This is a genomic window from Bacteriovorax sp. BSW11_IV (genome assembly GCF_000447755.1).
Classification (GTDB): Bacteria; Bdellovibrionota; Bacteriovoracia; order Bacteriovoracales; family Bacteriovoracaceae; genus BSW11-IV.
Genome location: NZ_AUNE01000025.1, coordinates 79,675 through 100,719 on the forward strand (window position 1 = coordinate 79,675; position 21,045 = coordinate 100,719).

General features: G+C 35.5%; 25 protein-coding genes. 14 read left to right on the top strand and 11 right to left on the bottom strand.

Translation table 11 applies throughout. The features are described 5' to 3' along the window. Positions 1-68: 68 nt before the first annotated feature. Together M899_RS07000 and M899_RS07005 are read left to right on the top strand one after the other, a co-directional pair. Positions 69-872, top strand: a complete 804-nt coding sequence (locus M899_RS07000; protein ID WP_021270687.1) for a hypothetical protein — start codon at positions 69-71, stop codon at positions 870-872. 91 nt (positions 873-963) lie between these two features. Further along, the gene (locus M899_RS07005) at positions 964-1,647 is read left to right on the top strand and encodes a hypothetical protein (protein WP_021270652.1); all 684 of its coding nucleotides are present in this window, start codon (positions 964-966) and stop codon (positions 1,645-1,647) included. Here the strand turns inward: M899_RS07005 and M899_RS07010 are convergent, their stop codons facing one another. Then, positions 1,648-2,367: a PAS domain-containing protein gene (locus M899_RS07010; protein ID WP_021270639.1), complete on the bottom strand. Its 720-nt coding sequence runs from the start codon at positions 2,365-2,367 to the stop codon at positions 1,648-1,650. A 232-nt stretch (positions 2,368-2,599) separates the two neighbouring features. On the opposite strand from M899_RS07010, the gene M899_RS07015 reads away from it, so the two are divergent. Beyond that, positions 2,600-3,358, top strand: a complete 759-nt coding sequence (locus M899_RS07015) for an arylamine N-acetyltransferase family protein (protein ID WP_021270725.1) — start codon at positions 2,600-2,602, stop codon at positions 3,356-3,358. Here the strand turns inward: M899_RS07015 and M899_RS07020 are convergent. Beyond that, positions 3,344-4,171, bottom strand: coding sequence for a hypothetical protein (locus tag M899_RS07020; RefSeq protein WP_155897130.1), 828 nt, complete (start codon positions 4,169-4,171; stop codon positions 3,344-3,346). The two genes, M899_RS07015 and M899_RS07020, sit on opposite strands and share 15 nt — an antisense overlap. Before the next feature lie 114 nt (positions 4,172-4,285). Between M899_RS07020 and arfB the strand changes: the two genes are divergently transcribed. Further along, positions 4,286-4,681: an alternative ribosome rescue aminoacyl-tRNA hydrolase ArfB gene (arfB, locus tag M899_RS07025; RefSeq protein WP_021270656.1), complete on the top strand. Its 396-nt coding sequence runs from the start codon at positions 4,286-4,288 to the stop codon at positions 4,679-4,681. A gap of 228 nt (positions 4,682-4,909) precedes the next feature. Next, positions 4,910-5,983: a ribosome small subunit-dependent GTPase A gene (rsgA, locus tag M899_RS07030; RefSeq protein WP_021270752.1), complete on the top strand. Its 1,074-nt coding sequence runs from the start codon at positions 4,910-4,912 to the stop codon at positions 5,981-5,983. On the opposite strand, the gene M899_RS07035 is transcribed toward rsgA, so the two are convergent. Further along, on the bottom strand, positions 5,980-7,149 hold the full coding sequence (locus M899_RS07035) for a hypothetical protein (protein ID WP_021270665.1): 1,170 nt from the start codon (positions 7,147-7,149) through the stop codon (positions 5,980-5,982). The two genes, rsgA and M899_RS07035, sit on opposite strands and share 4 nt — an antisense overlap. A gap of 249 nt (positions 7,150-7,398) precedes the next feature. Here M899_RS07035 and M899_RS07040 point away from each other — a divergent pair, with 249 nt between their 5' ends. The 6 genes from M899_RS07040 to M899_RS07065 all read left to right on the top strand — a co-directional run bounded on the left by M899_RS07040 (position 7,399) and on the right by M899_RS07065 (position 11,972). Next, positions 7,399-7,674: a hypothetical protein gene (locus M899_RS07040; RefSeq protein WP_155897132.1), complete on the top strand. Its 276-nt coding sequence runs from the start codon at positions 7,399-7,401 to the stop codon at positions 7,672-7,674. Next, positions 7,671-8,057, top strand: a complete 387-nt coding sequence (locus M899_RS07045) for a hypothetical protein (RefSeq protein WP_021270680.1) — start codon at positions 7,671-7,673, stop codon at positions 8,055-8,057. Before M899_RS07040 ends, M899_RS07045 begins: the two co-directional genes overlap by 4 nt. Positions 8,058-8,172: 115 nt before the next feature. Further along, positions 8,173-8,802 carry an OmpW/AlkL family protein gene (locus tag M899_RS07050; protein ID WP_021270677.1) on the top strand — a complete coding sequence of 210 codons (630 nt, stop codon included), beginning with the start codon at positions 8,173-8,175 and terminating at the stop codon, positions 8,800-8,802. Positions 8,803-8,915: 113 nt separating this feature from the next. Then, positions 8,916-9,578 (top strand): isoprenoid biosynthesis glyoxalase ElbB, encoded by a 663-nt coding sequence (gene elbB / locus M899_RS07055; protein ID WP_021270688.1) that lies wholly within the window; start codon positions 8,916-8,918, stop codon positions 9,576-9,578. 6 nt (positions 9,579-9,584) lie between these two features. Next, on the top strand, positions 9,585-10,109 hold the full coding sequence (locus M899_RS07060) for a TIGR03546 family protein (RefSeq protein WP_021270649.1): 525 nt from the start codon (positions 9,585-9,587) through the stop codon (positions 10,107-10,109). Positions 10,110-10,112: 3 nt separating this feature from the next. After that, a complete protein-coding gene (locus M899_RS07065) occupies positions 10,113-11,972 on the top strand; it encodes a TIGR03545 family protein (protein WP_021270655.1) in 1,860 nt (619 codons plus the stop codon). Positions 11,973-12,016: 44 nt separating this feature from the next. Here the strand turns inward: M899_RS07065 and ahpF are convergent, their stop codons facing one another. The 3 genes from ahpF to M899_RS07080 form a co-directional block, all read right to left on the bottom strand. Next, on the bottom strand, positions 12,017-13,570 hold the full coding sequence (gene ahpF / locus M899_RS07070) for an alkyl hydroperoxide reductase subunit F (RefSeq protein ID WP_021270668.1): 1,554 nt from the start codon (positions 13,568-13,570) through the stop codon (positions 12,017-12,019). A 70-nt stretch (positions 13,571-13,640) separates the two neighbouring features. Beyond that, positions 13,641-14,207: an alkyl hydroperoxide reductase subunit C gene (ahpC, locus tag M899_RS07075; RefSeq protein WP_021270640.1), complete on the bottom strand. Its 567-nt coding sequence runs from the start codon at positions 14,205-14,207 to the stop codon at positions 13,641-13,643. Between the two features lie 210 nt (positions 14,208-14,417). Next, positions 14,418-15,194: an MBL fold metallo-hydrolase gene (locus tag M899_RS07080; RefSeq protein ID WP_052610324.1), complete on the bottom strand. Its 777-nt coding sequence runs from the start codon at positions 15,192-15,194 to the stop codon at positions 14,418-14,420. Between the two features lie 102 nt (positions 15,195-15,296). On the opposite strand from M899_RS07080, the gene M899_RS17610 reads away from it, so the two are divergent. Next, the gene (locus M899_RS17610; protein ID WP_021270663.1) at positions 15,297-15,752 is read left to right on the top strand and encodes an Hsp20/alpha crystallin family protein; all 456 of its coding nucleotides are present in this window, start codon (positions 15,297-15,299) and stop codon (positions 15,750-15,752) included. A gap of 29 nt (positions 15,753-15,781) precedes the next feature. On the opposite strand, the gene M899_RS07090 is transcribed toward M899_RS17610, so the two are convergent. The 3 genes from M899_RS07090 to M899_RS07100 form a co-directional block, all read right to left on the bottom strand. Next, complete coding sequence (locus M899_RS07090; protein WP_021270763.1) at positions 15,782-16,189, bottom strand: hypothetical protein; 408 nt, start codon at positions 16,187-16,189, stop codon at positions 15,782-15,784. Between the two features lie 87 nt (positions 16,190-16,276). Then, complete coding sequence (locus M899_RS07095; RefSeq protein WP_034728319.1) at positions 16,277-16,702, bottom strand: hypothetical protein; 426 nt, start codon at positions 16,700-16,702, stop codon at positions 16,277-16,279. Beyond that, complete coding sequence (locus M899_RS07100) at positions 16,692-18,113, bottom strand: hypothetical protein (RefSeq protein ID WP_021270744.1); 1,422 nt, start codon at positions 18,111-18,113, stop codon at positions 16,692-16,694. The genes M899_RS07095 and M899_RS07100 overlap by 11 nt, the downstream gene beginning before the upstream one ends. 101 nt (positions 18,114-18,214) lie before the next feature. On the opposite strand from M899_RS07100, the gene M899_RS07105 reads away from it, so the two are divergent. Further along, positions 18,215-18,412: a hypothetical protein gene (locus M899_RS07105; protein WP_021270709.1), complete on the top strand. Its 198-nt coding sequence runs from the start codon at positions 18,215-18,217 to the stop codon at positions 18,410-18,412. Positions 18,413-18,422: 10 nt separating this feature from the next. Here the strand turns inward: M899_RS07105 and M899_RS07110 are convergent, their stop codons facing one another. After that, positions 18,423-19,394, bottom strand: coding sequence for a hypothetical protein (locus M899_RS07110; protein WP_021270708.1), 972 nt, complete (start codon positions 19,392-19,394; stop codon positions 18,423-18,425). A 131-nt stretch (positions 19,395-19,525) separates the two neighbouring features. Between M899_RS07110 and ylqF the strand changes: the two genes are divergently transcribed. Beyond that, positions 19,526-20,404, top strand: a complete 879-nt coding sequence (gene ylqF, locus M899_RS07115) for a ribosome biogenesis GTPase YlqF (RefSeq protein ID WP_021270707.1) — start codon at positions 19,526-19,528, stop codon at positions 20,402-20,404. Here ylqF and M899_RS07120 read toward each other — a convergent pair. Next, complete coding sequence (locus tag M899_RS07120; protein ID WP_021270641.1) at positions 20,401-21,042, bottom strand: NAD(P)H-binding protein; 642 nt, start codon at positions 21,040-21,042, stop codon at positions 20,401-20,403. The genes ylqF and M899_RS07120 overlap by 4 nt on opposite strands. Between the last annotated feature and the right edge of the window lie 3 nt (positions 21,043-21,045).

The following is a 21,045-nucleotide window of genomic DNA, read 5'->3' on the forward strand; positions in this document are numbered from 1 at the left end:
GTCTTGTACATTGACGATAACTATCTAGGAAATCTTTTGTGAGGCGATTATCGCCTAGGAGTATTTTTGTGGAGTCTTTTGGTCAGGTTCTCGTCAGGGTTAGATTAGAGAAGGGTTACAAAACATCAAAGAGCTTTTTTAACCATTTAAAAAGTCGTGGACTCGAGTGCAATTATCAGTATTTCGTTAAGATCGAAAAAAATATTTCATTTCCCTCTGCGCTTATCGTCAATCAAATTGCGAAAGCTCTTCCTGCTCAGTCAGGGCAAGAAGTTGTTTTGGCCTTTTGTAGTAATCAATTTCATTCATTCGATTATCTATTCAAGAACGGGGCGAATTCTCAAACACAAATAACTGAGAAAAAAGAAATCCCAAGTCTGAAGATCCAGGGACAAAAAGAATTATCTATTAAGCAGGTCAACACACTTTATAAGAGAAAAGAGAATTATTTTCTATTCTTATTATTAACTCTCTCTCGTGCGCCAATTGAATTGAGTGAGGTGAAGAAGTTTAAAGGCCTTGGTAGATCAATTAAAGATTTAGTGGAGAGTGAAATGGCGCTAGTAGAAGAAGATAAAATTACCAGCACCTCAACGGAGTTCCGATTCCCCAAAGATTCAGATAGAGAGCTCTCTAGTATATATAATGCCTTTGATGACTGGGATGTTGAATTCTCCTATCAATTTAACTTCGATAAAATGATGAACAAAATGATGATACGTAGGATCTCTCCGCGTTATATGAGCGTTATCGAAAAGCAAATAGAGGCGTTAACTGATCTTGTTCGCCTCTCAGACGAGTCCGATCAGAAGTACAATAACGATGTTCTTCATCTTCAAATTCGTATGAGCAAAGGGGAGATTCCGGGCTAATTGGATTTCTTTTTAAAATAACTAGACGTTGAATTAAAAATTGTGCCATTATTTTAAATAATATTAATGAGTTAATGGATTAATTTTTAATATGAATATCGCATTTGTCATTTTAGCTCGTACTCCAGGCCTTAAGCCAATTAGAAATAGACTCTCAAGAACGACGTCGAAAGATTTCGCAGAGGACTTTTACCTCCATTCTTTAGAGGCCACTGCAGATATGGCCAAGGAAATTGCACGCGTGAACCCAGATTTTAAAATCTACTTTGCTCTAGAGGAAAAAGAAGGTCTGAAGGCCTCTTATTGGCAAGGGCAAGAGGTTCTTTTACAAGGTGATGGTGGTCTAGGGGACAAGCTTGATAGATTGTATAAAAAACTTCTTAAAGACCACGATGCAGTCTTTTTCATGATGCCTAATACGGCCCAGATGGCCCCAAATGTTCTAGAATTTGATCTTCTGAATTTCTTAACAAGTGATTATGACTATCTACTAGGTAAAACAGACAAGGGTGACTTTTACCTGTTTGGTGGAAGCAAGCCTGTTTCATTTACTACATGGATTGATGTTCCCTATAACTGTGCAATTACATTTGATGAGCTTGATCGCGCTCTTTCAAAATCGGGAACAGTTCTTCATATTTCTGAGTCATTTGGAATTTTAGAGAAATCTGATCTTCAAAATTTCAATCATATCAGTAGTGAAGAGCTTTTAGATTCACAGTTAAAATTGAGGGATCTTGCCCTTAATACAACATTTCAAGATCGTTTTATGTAATTACTTTTTGTGGCTAATGTCGCGAATAATTCCAATGACCATGTTCTCATTGAAAACTTTCTCAATGGTGAAATCTATTTCATAAAACTTTGTAACGCCAGACTTGTCTTCAACAGCATACTCTCTTGTCATCTTTTGTTTTATGAAGAGTTTAGCAAGAGTAGAGAATATAATGCTTTCAGGATAGAATTCGGCAATATTTCTCTCGAGAATATCTTCTGGAGAGTGAGCATCCTTGCTAAAGAAATTTACAGCAGTACTATTGAGATATTTGATATTACCATTCAGATTACTAACAAAAACTCCAGACTTTGCCGTAGAGATGATTTTTGAAATTGAAAATTCATAGAATTGATTTCTTGTGAAGCCTTGGTAGATATTGTTTGTTGGAATATGTATTCCACGAAGTATTGTTCTTTCTTTATCCAAGAAATTACCAGTTGAAAAAATCTCGATAAAAGTGCCATCACTATGTTGAAGTCTAAATATAGAAGAAAAATTATCTATTTCATGGGCAATAAATTGGCGAACGCGATTCATCGTAGCTTCTTTATCGTTTGGATGCAGAAGGTTTTCAAATGTACTAAGAGAGCTCTCCACTTCATGCGCATTTCTTCCAAGTTGTGAACACCAAACATCTGAATAAGTAACTTGATTAGTGTTTATATTCCATTGCCAATGGCCAATATTAAAATCCTGGAGAAATGATTGGAGCTCCATATGCAATTTCCTCTTTTGAAAGCGGTGCAGGTGATTACAAGTAGGAATCATTTTAAGTGATTTTTAATATGAGTGTAAAAAAAATTGAAAATTTATTAATTATATTAGATGGTTATCATTGTTATCATAGGTTTCTATAAGAATTATCACTGACAACTTAATGTTTCTAATATGTTAAACAATAACGATAGAAACAACTATTGTTGTAAAATGTCGAGAACAAGGGAAGAATATGGAAAATTTAGGGCAGTTTTACTTAAAAAGTAACAATTTTGATGGGCCAAAATACACAATTGAATTTCTCAACAGATTGGTTTCAAATCATCTAGCTTCATTTCCATTTAACAATATTGAAGTATATCAGAGCAAAGGCACTAAGATTTTATCTTTGGAAACAAAAGACCTCTTCCAGAAAATTGTCGTTGAGAAAAGAGGTGGCTACTGCTTTGAACAGAATAAACTTATGTATGAAGTTCTAAAAGATTTGAAATTTAATGTAAGCGCTCATCTCGGTCGCGTTGTTTATAATAGAGAAATAGATGCACCGAGAACCCACAGAATGACTATTCTTAATCTTAATAATCAACTTTACTTAGTTGATGTTGGCTTTGGTCCTTATACACCAAATCGTATTATTGCTTTGAATGGGGAGAAGACAAATATCTTAGAAGAAAATTATTATATAAAAGAAAATTCTGGCCTCTATACATTAATTGTAGAAAAGGAAGAAGGACCTTTTAGCCTTTATACATTTGACTTAAATGCCTGCCAAGAATCAGACTTTGAGCTTGGTAATTACTATACTAATACTCATCCGAATTCTAAATTTGTAAATGAATTAATCATTTCCAAAAAGGATGATGAGAAAATTGTTTTTTATTCAGCAAATAAAATTGTGACACTTAAAAATAAGAATCGAAGTGAGATTGATGTTAGCAGTGAAGAAGAATTAAAGAAGGCCATTGAGGAAAATTTCTCATTGGCCCTTTGAATAATTTAAAACAACATCATCTAAGACACTTTGAACTTGTTCACTTAGATAATTTTTTGCATGTGGATCGAAAATATAATGAGTTAATATTTCAGCAAAACATTCATGAGTATTGAAAGTTGAATAGAGCGAAGGAAGACCAAGTTCTATTCCCTTTTCTCGCATCAAGTTATAAGATAATTGTCTATAACCATCTTTGGACAATTTTATTAATTCATCAAAATCATTTTTAGCCTTGGCGTGATCTAGGCCTTCAATAACAAAATCTTTTCCATTCCAGATCCAGCCAATTGCCTTTTGTACTTGGGGATTGTTCGAAATGTGATCTTGGGCAATATCAAAGTTATGTACTAATTCATGAAATACATTCAGTGCTTTTTTAGGCAGTGGAGAGTAGGGGTCAGATCTCTGCTCGTTATCAAAAAAACGATCTGAAAATCCAATCATTTTGGTAACAGGGTTAACCCATAGGAGAGCATTATCACTACTTCTTGAGAAGAGAACTTTTCTATTTGCATGGTCATTATACCAACGGGCCCCGTACTCGATACGGTGGAATTTATGTATGCCTTTTTCTTTGATTGTATTGTAGAAGTGATCTAACTTTTCACTCTTCAGCATAGAAAGATAATTGCGAACGAGGGTCTTTTCTTCTTCTTTCCATGGTTTTACATTCACAGCTGTACAATAGCTGTGGTGAGGGAATTTATCGTTACAATCGAAGGAATCTTCAAACGTAAATAAATCAAGAGCAGATACTGCAAAAGTAGATTTGATACATATAGCGAAGAGGAGCAAAAATAAGTTTCTCATTGTGAGAAGGTACCAAATGACCATAATTTACGATATAATACATATATAATTTATTGCCTCTGTTGAATAAGTAGACAGTTATAAATGGTAGTATTCTCAGAAGGTTAGGGCCGTATGATCACTTTGAAAGACGACGAAATATCATTTTCATTCTCACGTAGCTCTGGGGCCGGTGGCCAAAATGTGAACAAGGTAAACAGCAAAGCAACTCTTCATTGGGATATCACGCATTCGGAGGCCATATCACAAGGAATAAAAGATCGCTTTTTACAAAGATACGGTCATTATATTGTTGGAGACAATGTTGTGATTACTTCCCAAAAGCACAGATCTCAAAATTTAAATATTAAAGAATGTAAGGATAAACTTTTAGAGATGTTACGAGTTGTTGAACATCCTCCTAAAAAGAGAATGAAGACTAAACCCACTTATTCATCTGTGAAAAAAAGATTAGATAGTAAGAAAAAAGATTCTTTAAAAAAGCAATTGAGATCAAAGAAAATTCTGTAGTTGACATTTTTTTGGATTCTAGTTTAATAGTATACAGAATATGCATTCGCATTTAATCATAATAACGAGGAGGGAATTATGGCCTATGTAAATTTTTTGATGGCAGATGAACTTCTTGTATCAGTAAAAACTCACTAAAAAAGAAGTAATTAAAAATTCTGAGCAAGAGTCACTCCATCTTTTTGTTGGTTATTTAATTTTATTTTAAATTATTTTAAAGGTGGATAAATGAATTCTAATTTTTTAGAAAAGGCAGGACTGCGCTCTTGCTACAAAAATCAATTAAAGGAAGGGGAAAAACCTTCGGATATAGCACGAATATGTCACGTGCATAGAGATTGTTATATCGGCATTAATTCTCTGGGAGAAGAGGTTTCTCTAAAACTTGTCGGGGCCGCGCTTAGTGCAGCTCTTGAAAATGATTTTTTACCTGTTGTTGGTGATTTCGTGGTTACACTTGAAAACCCTCTTGCTTCATTTTCATCAATTGTGCGAATTTTGGAGAGAGAGAATGAAATTGCTAGACATGCTGCAGGTAAAAAACAAACACTTGTTTCGAATATCGATGGTGGATTAATTTGTACATCCTTAAATCAAAATTTTAAGGTCAATAGACTCCAACGATTTATATCTTTGTTAAGATCAAGTGGAGTGGAACCTGTTGTGGTTCTTACGAAGCTCGATCTTTATGAAGGGGAGATTGCCATAGAGGACTTTGTTGAAGAGCTTAAATGTGAACTCAAGATAGATAAAGTCATTTGCTTAAGTTTTGAGACAGGAGAGAATTTAAATCAATTAAGATCTTTATTGAGTGCTGGTGAATCTTATGTCTTGATTGGATCGTCTGGGGTTGGGAAATCGACGCTTACTAATTTTATTTTGGGAAGTGATATTCAAAAGACACAGGCAATCAGAGATAGTGACGGAAAAGGTGTTCACACCACAGTTTCCCGTTCTCTACATATACATGAATCAGGGGTGATTGTAGACACTCCAGGTATGAGAGGACTCATGCTCGTGGCCTCAAGTGATGAGCTTGATGAAAGCTTTAGTGATGTCTCTGAGCTTATTGCAAAATGCAGGTTTACAAATTGCACTCATCAAAATGAACCAGGTTGTATGATTTTAGGCTCTCTTGAGAGTGGAGATTTAGATTCTGATCGCTATGCAAATTATCTGCGTATGAGAAAAGAAGCACTTTATTTACAAAGGCGATCTGATCAGGGCGCATATAGCGAGCAACGAAATAAGTGGAAAAAACTTTCTGTCCAGTATCGTAAAGGTAAGAAAGTGAATGTTTAGAATGAGTTTAAGCTGTTGAAGCAGTTTGAGCCTTTATAGCGGGATATGAGAAGCTGAAGCTCTTGTGTTGAGAAACCAATGAGTTTTAGCTTCTCGCTGTAAAGTTCAATGATTTCAGATTTTGTAAAACTCAAAATGGAATCATCTTTTTCTAAAAGACTCATGACTTCTTTTTTTGATGTGGCCAATTCAAATTGTATCTCGACCATCGGCTGAGCCTCGTGATTATTAAGATTTAAACCTTTCTTGAAAAGCTCTATATCGGCAACAGAAAAATTCATTTTTTTAAAGTCACTGGCTCTGATATCTAAGATAAGTTTTTTAAATTTTGTGAGATAATCTCTTGAGTACCATAGATGAGATAATCCTTTGATTAAAGTGTCGCGATCTATTCCTTTTATAAGTTCATTGAAAGAGGATTCGTCTTTAATCAACAAATCATGTCTCTCATTTTTAATGACATCACTTATTCGATCTATCAAAGACGAGATATCATCATTTTCTTGATATTCTTGGAGATCAGCAAAAACATAACGACCATCACTAAGAAGATGTGTTGATTTTTTAGAGCTGAAAAGTTCCGTTTTATTGGTCCAGTCGAGTAGTACCCAGCCATCTTTTTTAGAGTAGGCCACTTGTCCTGTATGGAAGTCACTAATTTCCTCGAACATGGCGCTTTCTTTAAAAAAGATGAGAAGCTTTTGAATTGCTTCTTCCTTATTTCTGTCACTAATTTTTAGTGTTTTATAATTTTCAAGAAAATGTGTTAGGTCAAACTCTATCTCTATAACCTGTGCAAGAACATACAGAGAATCCAAGGAAGAGTATCGCTTTGGTATCGCTACTCCATACTTTTCAAGTGTGGGATAGACTTTGTTAGTATACTGAATATAGCGGTCATTTTCTAGAGGAAGTCTAAGAGCGTACTCTGCTCCAGTTTTAGCGTCACGAACTCTATGGATTGTCGTTGTATTTCCCTGACCAAGAAGTTCAATATACTCAAATGATTTTTGATCATTCAATGTTAGCATTCGATCTTCGGGAACTTCTCCCTCGCTAAAATCAAGCTCGGAGTAGTCCTCGCTTAAATGACCCCTTTCATCGAAAACATCGATGGCGTAAGTTGTTAGAGTCAATAAATAGAGTAGGGCCAAAATTAATTTCATAATGTCTAAAAAATGGACACGCGCCTAATATTTGGGCGTGATCCTTTATTTATAATCAGTATTTCCCCTGATTGGGATTAATATGACTTTTATAGAGCAAATAAAGTGCCAAAATTAGCATGGACAGATGCTCCTTGTCGCAGGAAAATAATCTTCATGTCCAAGTTGTTTTTCATTAAATTCTTCTCTTTTTTCACTGGCTGTTGGATGTGCTTTTTTTTGCATAGTGAGACTTTATTAAGTCCTGTTATGGCCTCGTGTTTAGTTGGATTATTAGGTTCATTTTTACCAACTAAGACAAGTGAAATGAAGAAGGTTGCGCAATCAGGAATTTATTCTGGAAGTTTTGCTGGAATGTGTTCAGCAAATATTCTCACAAATCCCATCGAAATATTGATCTTGTCTTTAATTGGTGGTCTTTTATTTCTTATTTCAAGGAAAATGTTTGAAGGTATTGGAGGAAAACTTGGAACCATTGCTTTTGTGAGTGTTGCTCTAATGTATCTCATAAGGGATATTTTATGATTTTGTTTTATTGCCTTATCTCGTTAGTCGCAGCATTTTTAACTTTTGAATGTTCTAAGATTTCTTGGTTGGGTCCAATTAGAGCATCATGCGTACTAACGCTTCTCTCCTTTATTGATTTTGCCATCATAAACTATTTTTACGCCATAGATATTCGCTTTGTTACAACTTTGTTTTTTGGTGCAACCTTTGTCGGAATGAGTTGCCCTACAAAAATAGGTCACTTGGGCCTATCTGTAAGTGCTCTTGTGTTTACACTTCTCTTTTTCAATCTTGTACCTCTCCTAGAGGGAATGGGTGGAGCTCTCGGTTTAAGTGCCTTCTTGAGTGTTTTTCTGATGGCGTTGATTAAAAAATCGTTTTATTTTTTCAAAGTAAAGTAACTTAGATCAGCAAAAATGTTATGCTTAAGATCATCTTTAGAATTGATCCAATCAATAATGCCATTACATCATTTTGAGTATCCTAAATCCAACTTATTAAAAGGGGCTTTTGAATATGAAAAAAATGATGAAAACGCTTATGTTAGGAAGTTTAATTCTCTCTCCAATTCTTGCTAATGCAGATATGGGAACAAAGAACATGATGGTACGTATGAGGGCCATTAATGTTATGCCACAAGAAAAAGGGACGCCATCTGTAGTGGGTGGTGAAGTTAAACTTAATAATGAATCTGTTCCTGAATTAGATATCTCTTACTTTTTTAATGAAAACTTTGCGCTTGAGCTCATCCTTGCAACTGCAACACATGAAGCAATGGCCTATAAAACGTCTTTGAACAACTTAGATTTGGGAGATGTGTCAATTCTACCTCCAACACTACTTGCTCAATACCACCATCAATTTGGCAAGCTTAAGCCTTATGTAGGGGCTGGGATTAACTATACAATTTTCTATGGTGAAGACTCAGGTGTTGCAAAGAAAGTAACTTACGAAGATGCATTTGGTTATGCATTCCAAGTAGGTGCTGACTATGAAATTCAAGACAATGTTTTCCTTAACTTTGACGTAAAAAAACTTTTCTTATCAACAGATGTAAATGTAGAAACATACTCAAATGGTTCAGTATCGGCGAAAGTTGATGTTGATCCTTATATCGTAGGGCTTGGTGTAGGTCTGCGATTCTAATAGAGCGATCTCTTTCTTGATTTCCTAGAGGGCCACTTTTTGTGGCCCTTTGCATTCTTGCCCCCATAGTCTTTTTTTGCGATACTTTTTTGGATTACTAAAAAGGAGTTTCGATGAAAAAGAAAGTGGGAGTTATCCTCGCAGGCTGCGGTTACTTAGATGGTGCTGAAATAAGAGAATCTGTATTCACTTTGCTCGCACTTGATAAAAATGATGCCGAGGCCATTATTATGGCACCAAATATCGAACAGCATCACACTGTAAATCATTTAACAGGTGAAGAAGTAAATCATAACAGAAATGTGTTAGAAGAATCCGCAAGAATTGCTCGCGGAAAAATCCAAGATATTACAAAAGTAAATATTGATGAACTTGATGCTCTAGTTCTACCAGGCGGCTTTGGAGTTGCTAAAAACTTATCCTCACTGGCCTTTAAAGGAGCTGAAGGGAAAATGAATCCGGAAGTTCAAAAAGTTATTGAAAAAGTTCATAAAGCAAACAAGCCTATTGGTGCTATTTGTATATCTCCTGCCGTTCTTTGTCTTGCTCTTGGTAAAGAAGCTCCTGAAGTGACAATTGGAAATGATGTAGGGACAGCTCAAGCGATCGAAGTCATGGGTGCAAAACATATCAATTGTGAAGTTGATGAAATTCATATCGATAAAAAATTAAAAATTGTAACGACTCCGGCCTATATGTTCGATGATGCCCCCATTTCAAAAGTTGCACTTGGTATTGAAAAATGTGTTACGCAAGTAATGAACTTTCTAAAGTAGGTATATATGACAATTATTTTAAAACAAATCTTTGCCTTATTAAAATTACTCAATTCTGATACTGGTGAAAATCAACTGGCAGCAGGGATTGCTTGTGGATTGATTCTGGGCTTTGCTCCAGTCTTTTCTCTACAAACTATTCTTGTTTTTATTATGCTTTTCTTTTTAAGAATTCAAATGGGAGCTGCATTTACTTCAGCTTTTTTCTTTGCATTTGTTGCCTATGTATTCGATCCAATTTTCGATTCAATTGGTGGGGCCATCCTTGAGATGGGTGCTTTTAAAGGTCTATTTGAAACTCTTTATATGATGCCAATCATTCCATTTACTAAGTTCTATAACTCAGTGGTAATGGGAGCTGGTATTGTATCTTTTCTTCTTTTTCCTGTGATCTTTTTTGTGTCAAAGGGATTGATCGTAAAATATAGAGAATCTGTGGTTGAGAGATTCAAACAAACAAAGTTCTGGAAAGCAGTTAAGGCAACCGGATTTTATAAATGGTATGCAAAATACGAAGAATTGTACGGGTAATATATGGAACAGAAAAAAAATAAAAAATTAGGGCCAGTGAGAAAAGGTGCAGTTGTTCCTTTTCTCATCATTACAATCATTATTGTTGGATTCAATATTTTCTTACTTGATAAAGTTGTTAAAAATTCAATTGAGTTTTTTGGAACGAAAGTTAATGGAGCAGAGGTCAATGTTGGCTCTGTCGTTTCATCATTTAAAGATTTAAGTGTTGAGGTTAGCAATGTTCAGTTTACTGATGCAAAAAATCCCGATTTAAACCTTTTTGCAATTGAAAAAATTCGCTTTCAAATGATGTGGGATGCACTTCTAAGGGCAAAGTTTGTTATTGATGAGTCTTCAATCGAAGGAATCTTAACGGGCAGTAAGCGAAAAAGTGCTGGGAAAGTTTTGTCAAAAGAAGAGAAAGTTGCAGCTGATAAAGAAGCTGGACCAGCTTTAACAAGTGAAGTTCTTTCGAATGCAAAAAAAGAATTTGAAGGAAATATCTTTGGTGATATTTCTGCGCTACTTTCTGGAACCAGTTCAAAAGATCTTGCCAAGAATATTGAAGGTGAACTTAAAAGTAAAAAATATTATGAAGAACTAGAGAGAACTATCGATCAAAAAGAAAAAGAACTAAAATCAATGCTAGATGCTCTTCCGAAGGAAAAAGAGATTTCCCAATATGATGACCGAATTAAGGCCATTGATTGGAAGGGAATGAAAAATATTAAGAATGCGCCAAAAATTCTTAAAGAAGCAAATGAGCTTCAAAAAGAAATAACTGGGGCCATCAAAAAATATGATGAGGCCTATAATAGAGTTAAAGATGAAGTTAAATTTGTTGAAAGCTCAATAAAAAAAGCTGAAAGTCTAGTGAATGAAGATGTGGCGGCCCTTGAATCTAAAATGAGTATTCCAAGCCTTGACGCCACTTCTATCGCAAGAATCCTCTTTGGCGCTGAGTTGGTGTCTAAGCTAGAGCAGTACAATGTTTATTTTGAAAAAGCAAAAGAGTACATGCCTCCTAAAAAAGAGAAAACAGTTGCTGTCGTCAAAAATCCGAGAGGAAAGGGGAGAGATTATCAATTTGGGACTCCAAACTCTTACCCTTTGTTCTGGTTGAAAAAGGCCAATATTTCTTCTGATAATGAACAAACGAAGCTAAAGGGGAGCCTGCTTAATCTTACGACAGATCAAAATGTTGTTAAGGCACCAACAACTTTTACTCTTGATGGAGATCTAAAAAATAAAGAGATTTCTAATATGAAGGCCAAGATTATCGTTGATCATCGAGAGAATATTAAAGACTCAATGTCCTTATCTATAGGCTCTATGCCAGTTCGAGATCGTTCCTTTTCAAAGTCCGAAGGAGTGAGCTTTGGAATGAAGGAAGCTTCTTTGTCTTCTATGATTGATGCGAAAATTGAAGGTGATGTCGTTGCCCTTAGTATGAATAATAAATTTTCACGCATAAATTACGATGTCGAAGCTAAAAATAAGAATGTTAAAGAAATATTGCAGAATGTCGCTAATGATACCAAGGTCGTTACTGTCGATGCATTGGCAAAAGGACAAATTGATAAGCTAAACTTTAAAATTAGTACAAATTTAGCTGATGCGATAAAAAATTCACTTGGTAAGCAGTTGCAAGCTAAAATTAACGAGGCCAAGGCAAAATTAAGAAGTGGTGTTGATGAAAAACTTGCAGGAAATAAAAAACAGATCAATGATAAAATTGCGAGTTTAAAATCAAAGTATGAAGGTGAAATCACTAAGAATAAAAATAAACTTTCCGGTTTGACTGATTCGTTAAAGAAGAATGAGAAGTCTAATCCGCTTAAAAATCCACTCGATTCACTGAAAAAGAAATTTAAGTTCTAATAAAAAACGCGTCCACACTGTGGACGCGCCTCTTAACTAACCTATCACTTAAGCATGAGATCTTCAAAAGCGGTTAGTGCCGCTTTTGCACCTTCACCCATGGCTATGATGATTTGCTTATAGGGAGTCGTTGTTACGTCTCCGGCCGCATAAATTTGAGGAACATTAGTTCTGTTTTTTACATCTACTACGATCTCTCCAAATCTATTCGTTTCAACTAAGTCTTTAATAAAATCACTATTAGGAACTAAACCAATCTGTACAAAAATTCCGTCAAGATCTAGTTTTTTCATTTCACCAGTTGCTCTATCTTCGTACTCAAGACCAATGACTTTATTTCCATCTCCAACAACTTCTGAAGTTCTTGCATTTGCTAGAATCGTTACATTTGGTAGTGAACGTAGCTTGTCTACTAGAACTTTATCAGCTTTAAGTTCAGGCATAAATTCAAATAGGGTCACAGACTTAACAATTCCAGCAAGGTCAATGGCAGCTTCAACCCCAGAGTTACCGCCACCTACAACAGCAATATCCTTGCCTTTATAGTAAGGTCCGTCACAGTGTGGACAGAAGGCCACGCCACGCCCGATATATTCTTTTTCACCCGGGATACCAAGCTGTCTCCACTTTGCCCCTGTTGCAACGATGATCGACTTTGTTTTAAGTGTTTCACCACTATCGAGTTCGATGAATTTAAAGTTATCGTTAGCAATATTCTTTACTCTTCTGTGCTCTAATACCTTCACAGGATATTCATTCAAGTGTGTTGCAAGTTGAGCAGAAAGCTGAGGACCTTCTGTATAAGGAACTGAAATTAAATTTTCTATTCCCTTTGTATCTTGAACTTGGCCACCAATTCTCTCAGCAATTATGGCCGTTCTAAGACCCTTTCTAACTGAGTAGATAGCTGATGATGCACCGGCTGGGCCACCACCAATAACAACTACATCATATTCACCAAGATCCTTATTAACGGGTCCGATTTCAGCTGAGTCATCAACACCAAATTCTTTTTCAAGCTTTGCGATAAGATCAACAAGTTGAATTTTCCCAGAGCTTACAAGTTTGTCACCATTCATGACACTTGGTACACCTTGGATACGAAGTGATTCAATCTCTTCTTGAACATATCCACCATCCACCATTTGGTGTGAGAGGTTAGGGTTGATGATTGCCATCAGGTTCAAATTTTGAACTACATCTGGACAGTTTTCACATGTAAGTGAGATATATGTTTTAAGGGCAATATTGCCTTTTAATTTCTTGATTCTTGCTTGGATGAGCTCGTCTGGAAATTTACCTTTTCCATCACTATTTAAAATGGCAAGAATGAGTGAGCTAAACTCATGACCACCTGGAATTCCCTTGAATGAGATACCATTTGGGGCACCATTATATTCAATGTGAAACTCTGGAACACTTACCTGTTTTCCACTTGTTCTCACTGAGATTTTGTCAGATGTGGAGGCAAGAGCAGTCAACATTTCAGAGAGCTTTGCTTGGTCTTCGTGACTTGCATTATCAACAACGAGTTCAACTGAATTTTCTAGTTTCGTAAAAACTGATTTCAATTGCTCTAACATTTCTTTTTCTAACATACTCTACCTTCTTCTTTTTATATAGGGGCCTTAAAGGCCCCCTTATAGAAACTTCTAATTTAAAAAGTTCTTAGATTTTACCTACTAGATCTAGACCTGGTTTAAGAGTCTCAGAACCTGGTTTCCATTTAGCTGGACATACTTCATTTGGGTGCTCAGCGATGAATTGAGCAGCTTGAACTTTTCTCATTAGTTCGTCAGCATTTCTACCGATTCCGTTGTCATGTACTTCAGCAATTTTAATTTTTCCTTCTGGAGAAACTAGGAATGTACCTCTGTAAGCAAGACCTTCTTCTTCAATGTGTACACCTAGAGCTCTTGTTAGAGTTCCCGTTGGATCAGCTAGCATAGGGTAGTTGATTTTTTTAATTGTTTCAGAAGCATCATGCCATGCTTTGTGTGTGAAGTGTGTGTCAGTAGATACTGAGTAAACTTCTACACCCATTTTTTGGAATTCAGCATATTTGTCGGCCATATCACCTAGTTCAGTTGGACATACGAAAGTAAAGTCTGCAGGGTAAAAGAAAAGAATAGACCATTTTCCTTTAAGGTCTTCAGAGCTTACAGTTTTGAAATCATCTTTGTGGTAAGCTTGTACTTTGAATTCTGGAAGTTGTGAGTTAATTAGTGTGTTCATTTGTACTCCTTAAATGAGAGGTTAACTAACTTTTTGTTAGGAACAATTTACTAAAGCAGGGTGAGAAGAGATAATTGAAAAAATCTTAGGGCCTATAGAGAAAACCTATGGGGCTAACTAATAGATATTACAGTATTTTTTTACGTTCTTTTATTGTTTCGCTCTATGGTATGTGGTGGTTTAGATAGTTTTTTTCTATCGTTAAAAGCCCTACTTAAAGTAGTTGTGCTTCTTGGCATTTCTAAAAAGTCTTTTGAATAGTTGATTGTGGTTTACTGGGCGATGAGAAACTTTTGAAATAATTTCATCGATATCAGCAGGAGATATTTGGGTAGAACCACCATGAGCAAGATAAAATTTCTTAAATGCATCTGCTTTATAAGAATTCAAAGACTGGATATATATATCTGGAAAATTGACTGGGTAGGGGATTATATATTTTGAACGAATTTTAATAATATTATCTGCAATGTAGGCACTACCAGACTCTTTGTGAAAGAGGGTTAAGTCGCAATCTGTATGTCCAGGTCTAAAGAGTACTGTCCAATCGGAAAATAGTGGAAGAACATCATTGTCTTTTAATTCATAATCATATTTTACAAAACGTGAGTAAAAGATATTTTCATATTTCTTGCCCATCTTTTTTGCAACATAAAATGTTAAAATGAGATCTATGATAAATTTGATTAATCCACTTGGGCCTCTATACCAATCATTTGCCTTTTTTGTTGTCGCTATTTTACAGCCGAATTGTTTTTTAAAGGCATTGGCCCCGCCCGCATGATCTGGGTGTTGGTGAGTAACAACGACAAGTTTTAAATCATTGATACTTCTTTGAAGTTTTTTCGTTATGAAGTTGTAAACGACTTTGACATCCCGACGTGTACAACCATCTAACAGTAAAAATTTATCAGGATATTCAACGAGATAAATTGATTGAATATAACCTTTAATTTCATGTATTTTCATAGACTTTTTATAACTCATTTCAAAACTTTGTGCAAAATTTCTCTTAGTAGCCTTGACATTTTTTTATGTGCTCACACCTTATTGTTAGAAAAGATGAATGCTTTTTTACTGGAGGTATTTATGAGAAAAACAGCATTGATGCCATTTTTTGATGAAGCTTTTGACCCTGCACGTGTATTTAGAGGTTTCGAAAGAAATTTCTACAATGTTGCACAACCTAGAGTTAAAGAAACTGATGAGGCCTTCCTTGTGAGCATAGATATGCCTGGTGTAAATGCCAGTGATGTGAGCATTGAAACTAGTGGTGATCTCCTTTCAGTAATGGCCGAATCGAAGGATTCTTTTGATGGTGGAGAGTCAATGAGATCTTATAGCCGATCATTCTCTCTTCCAAAAAATATAGATAAAGAAAAGCTCGAGGCTCATTATGAAAACGGTGTTTTGACTTTGGCCCTACCTAAAATAGCAGAGGTTAAGTCGAGAAAGATTGAAATTACGACGGGTGAAAAACCTAAGAGCTGGTTAAGCTTTCTAGGTATTGAAAAACCTAGAGAAGACAGAATTGACCATCAATAATGTAGTGGGGAGAATGATTCTCCCCACGATTATTCTTGATAACAATTTCTTTTATATTCATTGTAGATGTAACTGAAATTTTCTGTTGAGACATCTTTGTTTGAGAGGCAAGTGTTCTTGTGCTTGCTTGCTGTGATCTTATCTGTTCCAGAACAAACGTCCATCGCAGATCTGAAAATGTTTGCACAGTTTTGAAATCCTTTAACAGCATATTGGAATCCACTCGCTGATAGAAATAACTTCTCACAAATTATTCCCATGTTGGCATCTGGTTTTTTTGATTCGGCAACAGCTTCATCGTATGCCGTGCTACCATCTTCGAATGTTCTACCGGCAAAAGAATATTCTATACTCCCTTGAGAAAAGAGTTGATCACAAGTGGCATATGAAGAGATTGATAAAGTTGTTAAGATGAGAAAAGAAATGATGGTTTTCATTTATGAAGCTCCCAGATAAATTGAAGCTTCATTTTCCCATATTTATTGAATTAGCGAAATCATTTAATATTGATTGAAAAAAGTCGACTATTGTTGGCCAGCAAGAGAAATGTCTTTTTTCCCTTCTTCAAGATATTCATTAAAATAATCTAGGGATACGAATGAACTATCTTTTTTAAAGAGGCAATAGGCTGAAGATTCGAAGTCTTTATTTAACTTTATATCAAATAATTTAGGTTCTCCTCCTAGTCTTCTACACACTTCAAAAAGAGGGGAACCGACAAAACTAAAAAGATCGGTTTTATCAATTGGTTCTTTTAAAACGTTTATGGCATGGCAGTTGTTATCTTTACAGTTGTTCGAAATAAAAGACGTATCTTTAAAACAAACTGGTAGTTTCTCTTCGATCTTATTTTTATTGAATCGATACTCGATATCTACAGTTTTACACTCCATTGCCAGAGGGGCATTCATGATGAACAGAAGTAGGAATATTTTGGTTTTATTCAACATAATGTAGCCTTTGAGTGTTTCCCATTACATCTTCTACAGGAACCCACATATTACCTTTGTCAGTTTCATAATTTTTAGATTTGTAGTGAGCACCCCAAGAATTTCTTATGAGGTATTCACACTTATTTGATTTCTTATTAAATCTTCTGGCCACAATGGAAGAAGCGTGGCCACCATCATTTGTTACGGAATCTTTTACTGAAAAAATTGTAGGATCATAGGAGATCCCTGCAATATCTCCTTTATCAAGAATTGAATTCAGTTGTTTAATCATCTTCAATCTTTCATCAACGAGAGGCTTGTAATAAGTCGATTTAGCTTCCATCTTTTTATTTGGTTTAAAGATTTTACAATTTGCTTTTTTCAAATCTTGAAATAAAGCACCAACTTCTGCTTCTCCCATAATTCTATTCATATCGTTATAGTCTAGATTAGGAAAAAGATATTTAAGCTCTTTGTATTCTTCACTACAAGAATGAAAGGAGTTCACAGAGTTTTTCTTGATGAAATCAACAATTTCATCCCATGTTTTCAACTGAGGTGGATTCATGAAGTTGATTTTTGGTCGTTGCGCTCTTTTTGTGATTTCTTTTGAATTAATCTCTTCAATTCTTTTTACAATCGGAAGAATTTGGTTTTTTAAATCTTTGCCATTCAAAGTATAGAAGAAATCATCTGAAGGTAGCTCTGATTCGAGACATAGGCCGTCTTTGTAGGCGGCATTAAAAGCATTTCTTGTGTCTCCAGCATATGCAGAAGAGAGCTTTGGTGCATTTTTATAATATGACATGGCCACACCAATACTCGATACTTTTTTATTTGTTTTATGGGTGAGGAGATCAGACGCCACATAAGAAAAGCACCATCCAACAGAGTCTTGATCGCGAACTCTTCCTAGTGCTGCAGTTCTGTTATCTTTATTCGTACATGATATTTGATCAATCTTTTTTGCAGTTTCTGCTATTCTTAATTTTCCATTAGCCTCATAAAAGCTAATCATCTTCTTTTCTTTTTCAATGGCCACAAAGTCTCTATAGTCAGACTTGTCCATGCTGTGAATAGACTTATACTCAGCAAGCTCCGCTGACACATCCTTATAGTTGGCCTTCATCTTAATGATATCGTCTAATCGTTCTTTACGTTTTTTAAAATATATTTTTTGATAGTTATTAAAGAGTTCTTCAGTGACATTAATGTCTTTGTAGGTAACACATTTATTTTTGATGAGGTCTTTTATGGATCTAAAAGGGGAGTTGTGATAGCTCTTTTTTTCTAAAGCACCTTTAGTGAGATTCGCTAATTTATTTTTTTCATTTTTATAATGAGCAACGACCTTTGCATTATCTTTGCAATAATCAGCATAACTATTTAAACTTAATGAAAGTAATATCAAAATTCCTTTTACAACCATACAACACGTTTCGGTCTTCTAAATGATGTTCTTGAGGGAAATAGTTGGTTTTTGTGGGAAAGTGCTTTGAAAGTTGAAAAGCATGCTTAAATGAGGTCCATATGGTTAAAATTATTATAACTCTTGTCGTGTCTTTTATTGTCATTGTTCCGTTTTTGGCCACGCCAATAGGCGAAGAAATTTATTCTTCTTACCAAGAAACAAAGGTTTATAAATCAATTTATTGCCAGTATGTGGATTGGTTTGGAACAGAAGGCTATGGCAAAATCAAATTCTTTTTAAAGTGTAAGCTTCCCTAGATTGAGAAGCTTAGATTCTTTGCTTAATGCTATCGATAAGATTTTCATTAAGCTCTCTTGCAGAGAGTTCTTCATCGACTGGTGATTTTATTCTCTCAATTACATTTTCAAGAATGCTGTCGAAAACGATAGAAAGAAACTTCTTTTTCTCATCATCGTTTGAAGGCCACAAATTATTTCCAATAAAGCTTCTTGTCTGGGCGAATGTCGCATGCTCTTCTGATAAAAGTGCATTAGAAAAACTTCTTTCTTCTCCAGAAAAATCTCTTGCCATTACCAGCTCAAAGGCCTGATCTGAGATTTCATTGAAAAAGAGAGCGTTAACCATTGTGCGCTTATTGTCTGCGGCATAGACTGCTACGACATCGGCAAAGAGTTCATCATAGCCACCTAATATTCTACGAATGCGAGCATGTTCTTTATTACTTGTACGAGATTTTAAAATGACTTCTCTTTGGGCCTTGATCAATTCAACTTCTTTTTGATCAACACCACTATTAAGCGCGGCCATGAGTTCCAAATCTTTTTGTGAAAAACTCACTGATTCTTCTTTCATTTCTTTGAAAAATTCTTGTTCTTCAAGCATTTTACTAAAAATAGCATGACCATATTCATGGGCCATAACTGAATGAGAAGAAATAAATTGACCGTAATACACCTGACCCCATGGGCCGCTAAAAGTTAGCCTCAAGGGAACTCTAATGATGAGACCCATATCAAATGATGCATTTGAATGCTCTCTTTCAATGAAGAGATTAATTGCTGGTGCTACTGGAGAAATCGCAGCAACTCTATCAATTGTTTCTGAAAAACTTTTTACTTGATCGCAGCTGAGAAAATCGCCTCTCGAATTTTTATAAACAAGGGAAACTGTATTGCTTGTAAGCTCACAGCTCATCTTTGAGACGATGGCCTGATTTGGTTTCTCAGAGGCCCAGGCCACTGAATTTATAAGGGAAAGTATTAGAATTAGCTTTTTCATGGACGCATTGTAGGGCCTTTTGACGGGATGGCCCTATTCTTTGTAATAAATCCATAGATTGATTACAATTTTGACAGATCTTATTTAGGGGAGGTCTTTATATACTAGGTGTTTTAGGCTAATATCCCCCCATGCCAAAGAGTAAGAAAAAGAATCAGGGTGAGCACATCCTAGAAAAAGTTATTAATAATTCCAAAATCAATTGGTTTCCTGGGCATATGCTCAAGGCCACGCGCGAGATCAAAGAAAAGATGAAGCTCGTGGATATTATTTTGGAAATCAGAGATGCTAGAGCGCCAATGGCCTCTGGAAATCCTGATTTAAAAAATACGATCGGACAAAAAAGACGATTAATTGTCGTGAATAAAACCAATCTTGCAGATCCTGATAAAACTCAGTTGTGGGAAAAATGGTTCGAACAAAATGAAGAAAATTTTGTTTTCATCAACTCTTTAGATGTCAATTCACTCAAAAAAATTCAGGCAAAAGCAAAAAGCATGTTACCTGATAAAAAATCGGCCATAAGATTAATGATGGTGGGACTACCAAATACAGGGAAGTCGACAATCATTAATAGAATGGCCGGAAGAAATGCAGCCAAAAGTGGAAATAAACCTGGTCTAACTCAAAATCAACAATGGATTCGTTTAGGTCAGGATTTTGAACTTCTAGATACTCCAGGAGTTATGCCTCGAAATATTGAGGATGAAAATGAAGGACTTTGGTTGTGTGCAATCCATGCCATTAGAGATGAAATTCTCGGTGAAGAAGAAGTCGCTTGTTTTATCATTGGCCATCTTCTTAAAGAGAAATCTCCTTTTCTTGAACAGAAGTATAACTTAAAAGGTTTTAACTACTCAGTAGGTGAGGCCATTCATGAAATTACTCTTTTTAGAAATTTTCTAAGAAAGGGTGGACTTCCTGATTATGACAGAATCTATACTGTAATTTTAAGTGATTTCAGAAGTGGAGATTTGGGACCTTGTACGTTTGAGGTCCCAGCGCTTTAGATATCTTGTGCATTAATAATGAAAGTACCTTCTTGATCAAGAGAGCCTAATTCATACATGACATTGGCTAATTCCTTGGCCTGAGTGGCGAATTTCTTTGTGGCCTTTGACGGCAGAAAGACTGAAATGACTTTAGACATTTTTATCGCTACACTTTCTGCAAATCTAAATTCTTTGCGATCTCCAATGAGTAGGGCCGGTCTAAAAATTAGAAGACGAGAGAGATTCAATTCTTTTAGAACCTCTTCTGTTTCACCTTTAACTTTATTGTAAAAAATTGTTGAAGTTTTTTTTGCCCCAGTGGCCGATACAACACTAAAGCATTTGGCCTCATGCATTTTTGCAATTTGAGCAAAGTCTACAATGGCCTGGTAATCAATTTTTTTAAAATTTTCTTTTGAACCGGCCGACTTTAACGTCGTACCTAATGTACAAAAGTAGTAGTCTCCCTTTAGGAGATGCGCAGCATTTTTTAGTTCTGAGAGATCTCCCAAGATAATATCTTGGACTTTGTTATCTTTTAAACCTGAAGCTCTGCGACCAACGCAGATGACTTTTGTAAATTTTTTGTCATTTATTAATCTCTTGGCGAGATAAGTCCCCACTAATCCTGTGGCCCCTGCAATTACCGCTATCATAGC